Source organism: Cohnella lubricantis, from assembly GCF_014212015.1.
Lineage (GTDB): Bacteria > Bacillota > Bacilli > Paenibacillales > Paenibacillaceae > Cohnella > Cohnella lubricantis.
Genome location: NZ_JACJVN010000019.1, coordinates 120,935 through 133,639, shown reverse-complemented (window position 1 = coordinate 133,639; position 12,705 = coordinate 120,935). Strand labels below are relative to the sequence as shown.

At 56.8% G+C, this 12,705-nt stretch carries 12 protein-coding genes; all 12 read right to left on the bottom strand.

Features of this window, described 5'->3' with window-relative positions; translation table 11 throughout:
• Window positions 1-9: 9 nt before the first annotated feature.
• Window positions 10-1,362 carry an FAD-dependent oxidoreductase gene (locus tag H4Q31_RS04860; RefSeq protein ID WP_185177939.1) on the bottom strand — a complete coding sequence of 451 codons (1,353 nt, stop codon included), beginning with the start codon at window positions 1,360-1,362 and terminating at the stop codon, window positions 10-12.
• Between the two features lie 46 nt (window positions 1,363-1,408).
• Window positions 1,409-2,251, bottom strand: coding sequence for a carbohydrate ABC transporter permease (locus H4Q31_RS04855; RefSeq protein ID WP_311771686.1), 843 nt, complete (start codon window positions 2,249-2,251; stop codon window positions 1,409-1,411).
• 18 nt (window positions 2,252-2,269) lie between these two features.
• Complete coding sequence (locus H4Q31_RS04850) at window positions 2,270-3,166, bottom strand: carbohydrate ABC transporter permease (protein ID WP_185177938.1); 897 nt, start codon at window positions 3,164-3,166, stop codon at window positions 2,270-2,272.
• A 160-nt stretch (window positions 3,167-3,326) separates the two neighbouring features.
• A complete protein-coding gene (locus H4Q31_RS04845) occupies window positions 3,327-4,661 on the bottom strand; it encodes an ABC transporter substrate-binding protein (RefSeq protein WP_185177937.1) in 1,335 nt (444 codons plus the stop codon).
• 86 nt (window positions 4,662-4,747) lie between these two features.
• A complete protein-coding gene (locus H4Q31_RS04840; protein ID WP_185177936.1) occupies window positions 4,748-6,394 on the bottom strand; it encodes a response regulator in 1,647 nt (548 codons plus the stop codon).
• A gap of 12 nt (window positions 6,395-6,406) precedes the next feature.
• Window positions 6,407-8,233 (bottom strand): cache domain-containing sensor histidine kinase, encoded by a 1,827-nt coding sequence (locus H4Q31_RS04835; RefSeq protein WP_185177935.1) that lies wholly within the window; start codon window positions 8,231-8,233, stop codon window positions 6,407-6,409.
• 235 nt (window positions 8,234-8,468) lie between these two features.
• Entirely contained in the window at window positions 8,469-8,819 is a 351-nt protein-coding gene (locus H4Q31_RS04830) for a hypothetical protein (RefSeq protein WP_245347523.1), read from the bottom strand.
• 46 nt (window positions 8,820-8,865) lie between these two features.
• Window positions 8,866-10,239, bottom strand: coding sequence for an aldehyde dehydrogenase (locus H4Q31_RS04825; protein ID WP_185177934.1), 1,374 nt, complete (start codon window positions 10,237-10,239; stop codon window positions 8,866-8,868).
• A gap of 187 nt (window positions 10,240-10,426) precedes the next feature.
• A complete protein-coding gene (locus H4Q31_RS04820; RefSeq protein WP_185177933.1) occupies window positions 10,427-10,594 on the bottom strand; it encodes a cold-inducible protein YdjO-related protein in 168 nt (55 codons plus the stop codon).
• A 231-nt stretch (window positions 10,595-10,825) separates the two neighbouring features.
• Window positions 10,826-11,392, bottom strand: a complete 567-nt coding sequence (locus H4Q31_RS04815) for a peroxiredoxin (RefSeq protein WP_185177932.1) — start codon at window positions 11,390-11,392, stop codon at window positions 10,826-10,828.
• A 58-nt stretch (window positions 11,393-11,450) separates the two neighbouring features.
• Window positions 11,451-11,693, bottom strand: coding sequence for a glutaredoxin family protein (locus H4Q31_RS04810; RefSeq protein ID WP_185177931.1), 243 nt, complete (start codon window positions 11,691-11,693; stop codon window positions 11,451-11,453).
• A gap of 56 nt (window positions 11,694-11,749) precedes the next feature.
• The gene (trxB, locus tag H4Q31_RS04805; RefSeq protein WP_185177930.1) at window positions 11,750-12,676 is read right to left on the bottom strand and encodes a thioredoxin-disulfide reductase; all 927 of its coding nucleotides are present in this window, start codon (window positions 12,674-12,676) and stop codon (window positions 11,750-11,752) included.
• Window positions 12,677-12,705 lie beyond the last annotated feature (29 nt).

Genomic DNA, 12,705 nt, shown 5'->3' with positions numbered 1-12,705 from the left:
ATAACTCCCTTAATGTAAGATGGCGCCTTGCTTCACAAGCGTCTCCTGCAGCCGCTTCACATCCAGCGATTGCGGGGAGATTCCCGCCGCTGCCGACAGCGCGGCTGCCGTTCCGGCAGCCTGGCCGGTCGCCATGCAGCTTGGCGACAATCGAGTCGTCGCCAGCGCCTCATGGCTTGTTGAGATGCAGCGTCCGCCCGCCAGCAAGTTATCGACCTTCTTCGCCAGCAGCGCGCGATACGGAATGTCGTAAGCGCCGTCTCCCGCGATCCACGCGGCCGTGACTCCCTTGGTCTTCGGATCGTGAATGTCGATCGGATAGCCGCTGCGGGCAATGACGTCTTCGAAACGACGGCCTTCGGTGACGTCCTCGATCTGCAGGCTGTATTGGCCGTCGAGGCGGCGCGTCTCGCGGATGCCGATCTGCGCGCCGACCTGCGAGATCGAGGCGCGTTCGAAGCCGGGGAGCCGCTGCCTCATGAAATCCGCGACCATCAGCACCTGCCGGCGGCCTTCCTCCTCCGCCAAGGTCAAATCCTCGACCTTCGTTCCGTCGAGACCTTGCACCCGCGTCATATTAACCAAGACCTCGTCCTCTTCCGGTCCGGTGAAGAACAACACCTGGTCGCGGTTAATCGGCAGATCCGCTTCCTTCCAATGCTTATAGAAGCCCTGCACGGCCGACAACGGCAGCTGATCCAGCTCCGCGATCGGCGTCTTCCGGTAGAACTCGTCCGGATGCTCGATCATGTAGCGCTTCACCGCCGCCAGATCGACGCCGCGCATGCGGAACTTCATCGTCATGGGCTGCGTGAGCCGATCCGAGTCGCGGCCTTGCAGCACCGGCGCGCCGGACAGCCAAGCGATATCGGCGTCGCCGCTCGTATCGACGAACATCTTGGCACGCACGGTTACCGGCCCCGACTTCGTCGTGATGCGCACGGACTCAATATGCTCTCCGCCGACCCCGCTCATCTGAACCCCGTCGACGAAGCTGTGCAGCAGCAGCTTGACGCCAGCCTCCTTGAGCATGTCCATGACAAGCACCTTGTAGATTTCCGGGTGGAACGGCGTAATCGTATGCACGAATCCGCACGTATCGCGAACATGTCCGGGAGAAGCATGAAGCGCCTGCAGCCGTTCGACGATCTCCTGAGCGATGCCGGCGATGACCTGCTTGCCTTCCATCGTGTGGAATGTCATCCACGGGTAGACGAGTGCGACAGTCGACATGCCGCCGAGGAATCCGTACCGTTCGATCAGCAGCGTTCTGGCCCCGTTCCGGCCCGCCGCCAGAGCGGCGTTAATGCCGGCGGGTCCTCCTCCGACGACGACGACATCTGTATCGATCACTTGATTCATGATTTATGCCCTCCATAGTTGAAGCCCGATCGGCTTGCTGGTTTGATTAGCCTTTGACGCCTGAACTGGCGATCCCTTCGATGAACCACTTCTGGAAGATGGCCACGATCGCGATCAGCGGCAGCAGCGCCGAGACGGAAGCGGCCATGATCAGCGTATAGTTCGTGCTGTTCTCATCCACGTAGTTGGTGAGGCCCAGCGGAATCGTGTACAGATCGTTGTCCCGCAAGAAAATAAGCGGATTCTCGTATTCGTTCCAGTGCCACGTGAACGTCAAGATGAGCAGCGTGACGAGAGCGGGCTTCGTCAGCGGCAGACTGATCCGCCAGAACATCCGCCAATAGCCGGCTCCGTCGACTCGTGCCGCTTCGAGAATCTCGTTCGGCAGCGTGCTGAAGAACTGTCGCATCATGAACGTGCCTAGCACCGAGAACACGCCCGGCAGGATGATCGACCAATGCGAATTGATGAGTCCCAGCTTGTCGAACAGTACGAAGCGCGGGACGAGCAAAATCTGTGATGGAATGATCATCGTCGCCAGGTACAGCAAGAAGAGCGCCTCTTTGCCCTTAAACTGCAGCTTGGCGAAGGCAAAGCCCGCGAGGGAGCTGGTGAATAGGCAGCCGACGACGGTTATGACCGTAATCTTGATCGAATTCCAGTAATAAAGGAAGAACGGATATTGCCCGAACCAGACTTCCTTGTAATTGTCCAAGTCCCACTTCTTCGGAATCCACTCGATCGGATACTTGAACAAGTCGGCCGGCTGCTTGAATGAAGCCGAGAGCATCCAAAGGAACGGCGTGACGGCGATGATGGCCAGTATGCCGAAGATTACGGTCATCACGGCTTTGATGGCGATACTGCGGTTTCTTAACGATAAATTCACGGATAGATCCCCCTTCCCTTAGAAATGGTTCTGCCAGCGCTTCTGTCCCTGCCACTGAACGATTGTAATGACGAAGATAATGAGGAACAGCACCCATGACATGGCTGCGGCGTAGCCCATCTTGTAGTTCTGGAATGCTTCGATATAAATGCGATAAGCGAGCACCGTCGTCGAGTTGATCGGTCCGCCCTTCGTCATAACGGCGACAGCCGCGAACACCTGGAACGTGGAGATCATGAGCGTCACCGAGATAAGGAAGCTGGTTGGCTTCAGCATCGGAACCGTAATGCGGAAGAAGCTGCGCAGATTCGTGGCGCCATCGATGCTTGCCGCTTCGTACAAGTCCTTCGAGATGCCCTGCAGACCGGCCATGTACAGCACCATCGTATACCCGGTATACGTCCAGATGACCATAATCATGATCGCGATGAGCGCCCACTGCGGATCGGCCAGCCAACCCGGCGGATGGCTGATCCCGAGCGAGCGGAGAGCGGCGTTGATCGGACCGTCCGTCGAGTTATACAGCACGGTCCACACGATCGAGATCGCCACGATGCTGCTGACGTACGGAAGGAAGAACAGCACGCGCAGTAAATTTTTGAGATACACGAATTTATTGAGCACTACCGCGACGACCAATCCAATGACCATTGAACAGGGAACCGTCACTACGGTAAAAATCACGTTGTTCTCAAGCGACTTTAGAAAGTACTCGTCCGAAAACAGCTTCACGAAGTTGTCCAGCCCGACCCAAGTCACGCCAGCGAACCCTTGCAAGTAATCCCAGTCCGTGAACACCATGACGAGACTGAACAGGAGCGGGAACAGCACGAGTACGAACACGCCGAGGAAGTTCGGCAGAATGAACAAGTAGCCCGCGATCGTCTCCGCCCGCTTGTTGCGATTCATCTTCATCTCTTTTCACACCTTTTCCGAAGTTAGACCCATTGTACGACTCCAGCCGGAGCCGGGACATGGACGGAACTTGTTCCTTTCGGGAGGATTCTATGATATTCGTCAAACAAGAAGAAGCCTGCACCCGCGCGAACGGGTACAGGCTTCAATCGGAGCAGCCTTATTGCTGTGCTTCTTGGATCGCTTTGTCGGCGCGCTCCTTCATCGTAGAGAGCGTCTTGTCGATCGTCTGCACGTTCATGAAGAACTTCTCGGCTTCTTCCTTCATGACGTTGTTAATCTGGGAGTATCCTTCGGACTTGATTCTCGTTGCAAACGTGTAGTTGCCTTTCAGAACGTTGCTGAGCGACGCCTCGTCGATAATATTCGTCGCATCGCCGACGATCAGCTTCGTCAGCTGGCCGAAGTCCACGCTCATGTTCGTCGGGATGCGTCCGCCCGGCACCATATCCATGTTGCCTTCCGTCAGGTACCAAGCCATGAACTGGAACGCGGCATCCTTGCTGGAGCTGTTCTGGTTGATCGACAGGAAGTCGTTCATGCCGCCGTTGTTCACATTCTTCCCTGTCTCAAGCTGCGGGGCCGGAGCGAAGGCGACCGGGAAGTCGCGCGGATACTTCGTCGTATCCTTCAGATCGCGCATCATCCATGCGCCGCCGTAAACCATGGCCGCCTTGCCGGAGAGCAGCTCGTTAGCCGGGTCGAGCTTGTTGGCGAGCGCTTCAGCCCATGGAACCATGATGCCGTTATCGTACAGCTGCTTTTGAATTTCCAACCCCTTCTGCATGGCCGGATTGTTGAAGTTGGACGTTCCGTCCTCGGCGTAGAAGGAGTCGTTCGGCTTGGAATCGACCAGCGTGAACTTGCCGATGAGCAGATCCGCTCCCGGCGTGACGAACGCGCCCTTCATCGCGCCATTGTTCAGCTTAGCCGCAAGAGCCGCGAAGTCGTCCCAAGTCCAATCAGTCGGCACTTGCTCGCCCGCTTCGTCAAGAGCCTTCTTGTTCAAGACGACGAAGTCGATGTTCTTGTAACCCGGTAAGTAATGAATCTGATTGTTGTACTTGATGACATTGTCGTTGCCGATGACTTCATCGACATTGAAGTTGTATTGCTTGATCAGATCGTCCAGCGGCGCCGTCATGCCGGCGTTCTCGCGGCGGTACAGGTTATTCTCGCCGTAGCTGAAGAACAGATCCGGCGCATCGCTTTGGGTCATCAGCGCGGTGTCGAGCTTCGTGTTGCCCGTGTCGTCGTTGACGTAGCGAACGTATTCCACTTGAATGTCCGGGTGTGCTTGGTTCCACTTGTCGACAACGGCCTTCGGTCCGTTCTCCTCCGGAACGCCGCCCCAGAGCTTCAGTGTGACGGCTTTCTTCCCTGCTTCGCCGCTTCCCGCCGCATCGCTCCCGCTATCGCCGTTATTGCCGCAGCCGGCCAGGACCATGGTCGAGACTAGCGCCAACGCAGCCGAACTTTTCAACCATTTGTTCAAAACGATTCCCCTCCGATTTATGTGGATACTTTGAATGCGATTACAGCGTATCAGAAGGGGGGCGCCGTAAAGAATGGATTATTTATTCATGAAACCGTCTTATTCTTGGATGTTGGCGTGCGGCCGAGCGCAAGCTTGCGGAATTCGAGCGGGTAGACGCCTTCCATCCTCTTGAACAGCTTGCTAAAATAATTGGCATCGCTGTAGCCGACCTGTTCCGATACTTCATAGATCTTATAGGCTTGATCTTTGAGAAGTTCACGCGCTCTGTCCATACGGATTCTCGTCAAGTAATCCATAATCGTCTCGCCGGTTTCTTTCTTGAAGAGCACGCTGAGATAATTCTCCGTAAAGCCGACCTCTCTCGCCAGCTCGGACACCTTCAAGTTGTCACGATAGCGTTCGGAGATGATCGCTGCGGCCGTTTGGATCTCCGGACGCCACTGCGTGCCTGCCAGTTGCTGCGTATAATCCAAATAAACTTGGACCCACCCGGTGAACCAACCGTAGATGTCTTGCAGCGTCTGCAAGCTCCGCACGGCGTGCAACGGGTACATCCCGTCGTAGAGCGGGATCGAATACAGGTCCCCGCGAAGCTTGGCCGCATATTGTCCGAAGACGTGTACGAGCTGAACCCACTGCTCCCTGAGCAGCTCGGGATGTTCACGCTCCTCGCGGGACACTTCGTACCATGCGCCTAGCTTCTGCCGTACGGCTTCGGAATCGCGCAGCTCGAGAAGCTTGAACCATTCGTCTTCGATCCACGACGCCGCGCTTGGCTCCCCTGCCGGCTTACTCGAAGCCGCATAGCGAAGGGATTGGTATTCGTTAATGCTCCCGTAGCCCTCGTAGAATCGCTCCTGAAGCGCTTCTTCCGCTTGCAAATAGCCAGCGTGGAGATCCTGAAGCCTCTCCAACTGAGCAGATATTCCCGCTGACATCGACAACCTGAGGAAAGTATTCACGGCAGCGCCCATCTCGTCCAGCATACCGCGCGGATCCTCAGCCGTGACAAGCGAGAATTCGCCGCCGCCGATCTCCGCGAACTCGCCCTGCGCGTATTTCTTGAGTATCTCTACCAGAATGTTCTTGACCGTAAAATTAAGCAGCCGTTCGCTCTGGAACCGATTCTCCTCCAGCGCTTCCTGATACTTGTCCAACTGAAGATTGACGACGTAATAGATCGGCGGTTCGTCTTCGCCCAACTGCAAGTCGAATTCTTGGCGGAAATCCTCGATATCCTTCACTGAGCAGTCTTTGACGAGCAGATCGCGAAGCCGGCTCTCCTTCGCCTCCTTGCTGTAGACGCTCATCTTGTATTCGCGCTCGCTAGCCTCCATGAGCTTCTCATTATCGCGAATGATCTGTCCCTTCAGCGCGATCAGCTTCTCCAACAGCTCTTCGGGCTCCATCGTCAGCTTCAGCACGTAATCGGCTGCTCCCAGCTGAAGCGCTTTCCGTACGTATTCGAAGTCGTTATGGCTGGAGAGAATCAAGCATTTCGTGGAGGGCGACAAGTCCCGCAGCTGTTCGATCACGGCAAGGCCATCGCAATGCGGCATGCGGATATCGGTCAGCAGGATGTGACACGGCTCACGGCGGAGAATCTCCAGCGTCTCAAGGCCGTTGGACGCTTCGCCGATCAGCTCGAAGCCGTGCTGCTCCCACGGGATGATTGTTTTCAGACCGACACGAACCAATATCTCATCGTCAGCAATCAAGACGCGAATCACCTTGGCAGCCTCCTATCCTTCAAGTTGCTTAGCATTATCGTCGTGAGACGCAATCTTTTGTGGAAGAATCGGCATCCGAATCGTCACCGTCGTCCCCTCGCCGGGAACGCTGCGCAGCAGTACGCCGAACCGATCGCCGTAATGCATGCGTATCCGTTCATGCACGTTGCGGATGCCGATGCCGTTAAAGCGCGAATGGCTGTGGTTCATCGACTGGACCAGTTCCTCCAGTTGCATAGCATCCATGCCAACGCCGTTATCGGCGACGATCAACTCCAATTGACCGTCTGCTTCGGCAGCGGAGATGCGAATGCCGAGCGGGGTCCGGTTGCCGTGAATGATAGCGTTCTCGACGATCGGCTGCAGGGTGAACTTTAGAATGCCGCAGCCCTTCAGCTCCTCCGGCAGATCCGTCTCGATCAAGACGTTGTCATGGAACCGGATTCGCTGCAAATCCAAATAGTCTTCCAGCCGGGCGAACTCCTCCGCCAGCGGGATGAACTCGCGGTCATATCTCATCGTAAATTCAAGAAGCTTACCGAGCTTCGTCATCATCTGGCTTACGTGCTTCGCGCCGGATAGCGTTGCCATCCACTTCATCGAATTGAGCGTATTGAACAGAAAGTGAGGGTTGATCTGCGCCTGAAGCGCCTGAAATCGCGCTTCATCCTTGCGTTTCTGCTCATCCGACAGCCGGTCGATTAGCTCCCGCAAGTTGGCGGTCATCAAGTTGAAGTGCGCGCCTAGACGCGCGACTTCATCCCTCCCTTTGACCGCGACTTGCACGTTGAAATCTCCCTTGCCGACGCGGCCCATGAGCAACAGCAACGCTCTCAGAGGTTTGGTGAAACTCAGCATCAGCAGCACAAATACGATCGTAAACACTGCAAACCAGGCAAACAGCCACAAGTAAGACTGGTTCTTGATTCGTTGCAATTGCTGCATCAGTTCCGTCTGCGGCACCACATTGACAAGCTCCCAACCTAGTTGCGGCACCTGGACCGCACGGGCGACATATGACCGGTCGGCCGTCTTGACCTTCACCGCGCTGCCGCCTGAATCGGGAGGAACCGATTCCAGAAGCTTGTCGGTCAGCTCCGGCAGAGCCGGACCAGCCGAATCCAACAAACGCCGGTTGCCGGACGCGAGCAACAGCGTATTCGTCTGCTTATCCTGGCCGAGCGTCTCATCCCCTGGGAAGAAAGTAGCTGCAGGCACGCCGATAACCGCTAGGCCGATTCCTTCGTCTCCCTGCTGCGACTTGATCAGCCTGGCGAGGAGGAACCACTCTCCGTCTTCGTCGCTTCCTTGCCCGGCCATCGCTCCTTCATAAGGAAATTCCCAATGCGGCCAGCCGCCGGCTTTCGCCGTCTCGGCGAACCACTTCTCCATGGCTAAATCGTTGTATTCGATCCGTCCGCCCGAAGGATTAGGCGCCGAATGGACGTAGCCGCGATAATCGACCACCGCGACAATGGCATCGCTGTCCATGACGAGTTCCTTCAAGTTGGCAAGCTTTGTCTGGATGCTTTGATATCGTTGGAAAGAATCGTAATTGTCCGTCCAATCCGTATCCATCAGAAGAAAGCTTTGAATATCCGGGTCGTTGACGATCAGATTGGAGGCATTCATCATCCGTTCCGACAGATTGTCCATATTGGAGGCGATCCGTGTCACGACCTCCTTGTTGCTCCGATCGATCTGCTCGCGCAGTACTTCTTGCGAAGAACGGAATGTATAATAGATCATGAACGAACCCGGCACGATGATGCATAGGAAGAATGACAGCAGAATTTTGCTGCGAATGGAAGACTTCAGTAAGGTTCGTCTATTGTTCACACCGGCTCCCCCTTGTTGAAGACAACCCTTAATTAATAGATTATAGCATGAGGGAGACAACAGCTGCCGGTCCGATTCTTCTTGATTTCTGGACAATTCTTAGAATTACTGAGGATATCTATTCTTTGTTGGAACATGCAAGAATACTCCCCTCACAGTAACAGGCTCTATACGTTCACCTGACTACCGTATGGGGAGCACATCCCATCGCCTCGGTGCGCCCTTTTCGCAGGTTCTATTCCAGCGGAATCATATATTCCGAATTCAGCTCGACAATCTTCTCCCCCTGCAGGTAGATCCATTTGAATTCGAAGCTGTCGCCTTCGTACCCGGTTCGCTTGCGCAGGTCCGGCTCGATCACGTCGCCGAAGTGGTCGCGGATCTTCCGCTCCATCTCGCGAAGCCGCTCCACGTTCGCTTCGTGCCGCTGAGCCGCTTCCTCGTCGGTCTCCGATGTCTGCCGGTAATACGTCTGGCCGATCACCTCGTCCGGCGTCCCGGGCTCGAACGGATGGCCGGACCCGCGGAAGATCTGCTTCACCGTCTCAATCCAATCCGCGTACAAATCCATCTTAATCTTACGCAAGGAACATCGCACCTCTTTATTATTAACATAATGGGTTCATTTGACTTCACTTTAACAGCTTGCGAAGAATTGCGAGCCCCTTCTCGGACGACGGGTAGCGGAAGGCGAAGTCGAATCGCGTCGTCTGCTTCAGAACGCTCTTCTCATGGGAGAACGCTTGGAAGCTATAGCTTCCGTGGTAGCTGCCGATGCCGCTCTCGCCGACGCCGCCGAACGGCAGATGGGGCGTGGCGATATGCATCAGCGTGTCGTTGACGCACCCGCCGCCGAAGGAGACGCGCTCCAGCACGGCCTTCTCCGCCGATGGATCGGACGTGAACAGGTAGAGCGCCAGCGGCTTCGGACGAGCCGCGATCTCCCGGATCGCCTCGTCCAATTCCCTGTACTCCAGCACAGGGAATACCGGTCCGAAAATCTCCTCCTGCATCACAGCGGCATCCCAGCCCTCCGACGGCTCGATCAACGTCGGCGCCAGCCGAAGCGACGCCGCGTCGTACTCGCCGCCGGCGAGCAAGCGTCCGTCTTGCGCGAACCGCACGAGCCGCTCGAAGTGCCGCTCGCTGACGATGCGCCCGTACTTCGCGCTCTTCAGCGGCTCCTCGCCGTAGAACTCGCGAATTGCCTGCTTCAGCTCCGCGACCAGCTTCACCTTCACATCCCGATGCACGTACAAGTAGTCCGGCGCGATGCACGTCTGACCGGCATTCGTGAACTTGCCGAATGCGATCCGCCGCGCCGCCAGCTTGAGGTCCGCGTCCTTATGCACGATACAAGGGCTCTTGCCGCCCAGCTCCAGAATGACCGGCGTCAGCTGCTTGGCCGCCGCTTCCATAACAATGCGGCCCACCCGTGTGCTGCCGGTGAAGAATACGAGATCGAACTTCTGCCGCAGCAGCTCCTCGCTCGTCTCCGGTCCGCCCTGAACGACGGCCGCGCACTCCGGCGGGAAGGCGTCCGCCACGATCTCGGCGATGACGGCGGATACGTGCGGCGACAGCTCCGACGGCTTCACGATCGCCGTATTGCCGGCGGCTACCGCGCCGATGAGCGGCCCCATCGTCAGCTGGAATGGATAGTTCCACGGCGAGATGATCAGCACCGAGCCATACGGCTCCGGCATGATGAAGCCTTTGGAGCCGACATGGGTCAACGCCGTCTTCACTTTGCGGGGCTTAGCCCAGCGCCGCAGATGCTTGCGGACGAATCGAATCTCATGATAGATGATGCCGATCTCGGTCGTATACGCTTCCTGCTCGGACTTGCCCAAGTCCTCCATTAGCGCTTGGAGCAGCTTCGCTTCCCGCGCCGCGATCGCCCGATGGAGCGCGTTCAGCCGTTCCATTCGCCCGTCCAGGCTGCGCGTACTGCCGCTGCCGAACCACTTGCGCTGTGCTTTCAATATCCCCGCGATCTCCGCCATGATCGATGCCATCTCCCATTCCTAACCTTATTATCTAAGCATATCACAACGTCCAACGCATTCGAAGACTTCGACTTCCATGCACCGAACCGTTCATTGCATCCAGCACATCAGAACAATGCAAAGAACCTCCAACCCGCATCGCGCGGATCGAAGGTTCCGGCTCCAATTGTCGCTTATCGCGCCTTTAGCGGCTGGTCGACTTGACCTTCTTCACGAGCGGAGGCAGATGCTTCATCGTGCGCAGCATGGGGCCGCTGCACATCGGGCACGTCTGTCCCGGCGTGGCGAATTCCTCCCGCACCCACGCTTTGCATTCATTGTTCTTGCACTTAAGGATCTTAACGATCGACATCTTGCTGTTTGTCTCTTCTTGAGTTGCCACGTTCTGCTTGCATTCCCTTCATTCGTTCTCCAACCAACCGACTAAATATAGTCCTTCCGGCTCCTCTCGTCAAGAATGCGTTCGCCGCCGCAAAAGTCAAGCGCCTCTATAGGCAATTGCCCGCGCTCCTCAACGCAAAAAGACCCTCGCAAGGGTCTTTGCGCAACAATAATTTGCGTATAGGCGGAACGGTTTATGCCCTTATGCCAGCGTCTTCTCGCCAGGCTTCCAGTTGACGGGGCACAGGCCGCCGGATTGCAGCGCTTGAAGGATGCGCAGCGTCTCTTCGACGCTCCGGCCGACGTTCATGTCCGTGACGACTTGGTAGCGCAGGATGCCTTCCGGATCGATGATGAACAGTCCGCGGTGAGCGGCGCGCGTCTCTTCGTCCAGAATGCCGTAAGCTTCGGCCGTCTCCTTCGTGAAGTCGGACACGATCGGGAACTGGATCGCGCCGATGCCGTTCTGCTCCACCGGCGTCTGAATCCAAGCGCGGTGCGTGTAGATGCTGTCGACGGATGCGCCCAGCACTTCGCAATCCAGCTGCTTGAACTGTTCATAGCTGTCGCTGAACCCGCGGATCTCGGTCGGGCAGACGAACGTGAAGTCGAACGGCCAGAAGAAGAAGACGAGCCACTTGCCGCGGTAATCTTCTAGAGAGATTTTCTCCTCTAGCGTCTCAATATTCTTCGTGGACAGCAGGCTGAACGATGGCGCCGGCAGGCCGACCTTCGCATAAGGATAAACGTTAGATTGCAGGTTGCTCATGATGTAGTTCCTCCTGTTGGTTGTATGACGTGAAGCAGATAGCGGATCAGATGCCGAATTAAGCTTGTGTCGCTTCCAGCGCGCGGTTCAACTGCGTGATATTGTAGCCGAGAATCTTGCTCTCGCCGATGACGGTGACCGGAACCGAGCGCATGCCCGTGTTCCACAGCTCTTCCGCGTAGCGCTCGTCTTGGTCGATGTTGCGCTCTTCGTATTCGACGCCCTTCTCGCTCAAGAACGACTTGACTTGCTTGCAGTATTGGCAGTGCGTGCTCGTGTACACAATGGCGGTTTGTGCCATGATCAATTGCCTCCTTAATCTGTTCTGATAATGTAGTTGTCCTATCGTGATATCTCTTACGCTTCGTTAGCCTCCAGGAACCGCTCGCAGTCCAGCGCTGCCATGCAGCCCGTTCCTGCGGCGCTGATCGCTTGGCGATACCGGTTGTCTTGCACGTCGCCGCAAGCGAAGACGCCAGGGATGTTCGTCTCGGTCGTGCCTGGGTTAACGACCAGGTAACCATGATCGTCCGTCGTCAGCTGGCCGCCAAGGAACTTCGTGTTCGGCGTGTGGCCGATGGCGACGAATACGCCTTGCGCTTCAACCAGTTCTTCCTTGCCGGTCTCGTTGTTGAGCACCTTCAGGCCCTTGACGCCGTTGTCGTCCGCGACCACTTCAAGCGGCGTGCGGTTGAGCGCCCAGCTGATCTTCGCGTTCTCGCGAGCGCGGTCCTGCATGATCTTGGAGGCGCGCAGCTCGGTGCGGCGATTGACCAAGACGACTTCCGACGCGAAGCGCGTCAGGAAGCTCGCTTCCTCCATCGCGGAGTCGCCGCCGCCGACGACGATGATCTTCTTGCCGCGGTAGAAGAAGCCGTCGCAGGTCGCGCAAGTGCTGACGCCGCGTCCGACATTTTCTTTTTCCCCCGGAATGCCCAGGTATTTCGCCGATGCGCCGGTCGAGACGATAATCGTCTCCGCCTGCAGCTCGCCCATGCCTTCAACCTTCAGCGTGAACGGACGCTTGGACATGTCCACCTCGTTCACCCAGCCGGTCTTGAACTCAGCGCCGAAGCGCTCGGCTTGCTTGCGCATATTCTCCATCAGTTCAGGTCCCATGATACCTTCCGGGAAGCCTGGGAAGTTCTCAACTTCCGTCGTCGTCGTCAATTGGCCGCCCGGTTCGGGGCCTTCGATGACGAGCGGATTCAGGTTCGCTCTCGCGAGATAGATCGCCGCGGTCAATCCGGCTGGGCCGGTGCCGATAATGATCGTTTTGCGCACAGCAGGTTCATCTCCTCTTATATTTAGAT

Coding starts and splice junctions, on each gene's coding strand:
- H4Q31_RS04860 (WP_185177939.1), bottom strand. CDS start 1,362: ATGAATCAAGTGATCGATACAGATGTCGTCGTCGTCGGAGGAGGACCC.
- H4Q31_RS04850 (WP_185177938.1), bottom strand. CDS start 3,166: ATGAAGATGAATCGCAACAAGCGGGCGGAGACGATCGCGGGCTACTTG.
- H4Q31_RS04825 (WP_185177934.1), bottom strand. CDS start 10,239: ATGGCGGAGATCGCGGGGATATTGAAAGCACAGCGCAAGTGGTTCGGC.
- H4Q31_RS04820 (WP_185177933.1), bottom strand. CDS start 10,594: ATGTCGATCGTTAAGATCCTTAAGTGCAAGAACAATGAATGCAAAGCG.
- H4Q31_RS04815 (WP_185177932.1), bottom strand. CDS start 11,392: ATGAGCAACCTGCAATCTAACGTTTATCCTTATGCGAAGGTCGGCCTG.
- H4Q31_RS04810 (WP_185177931.1), bottom strand. CDS start 11,693: ATGGCACAAACCGCCATTGTGTACACGAGCACGCACTGCCAATACTGC.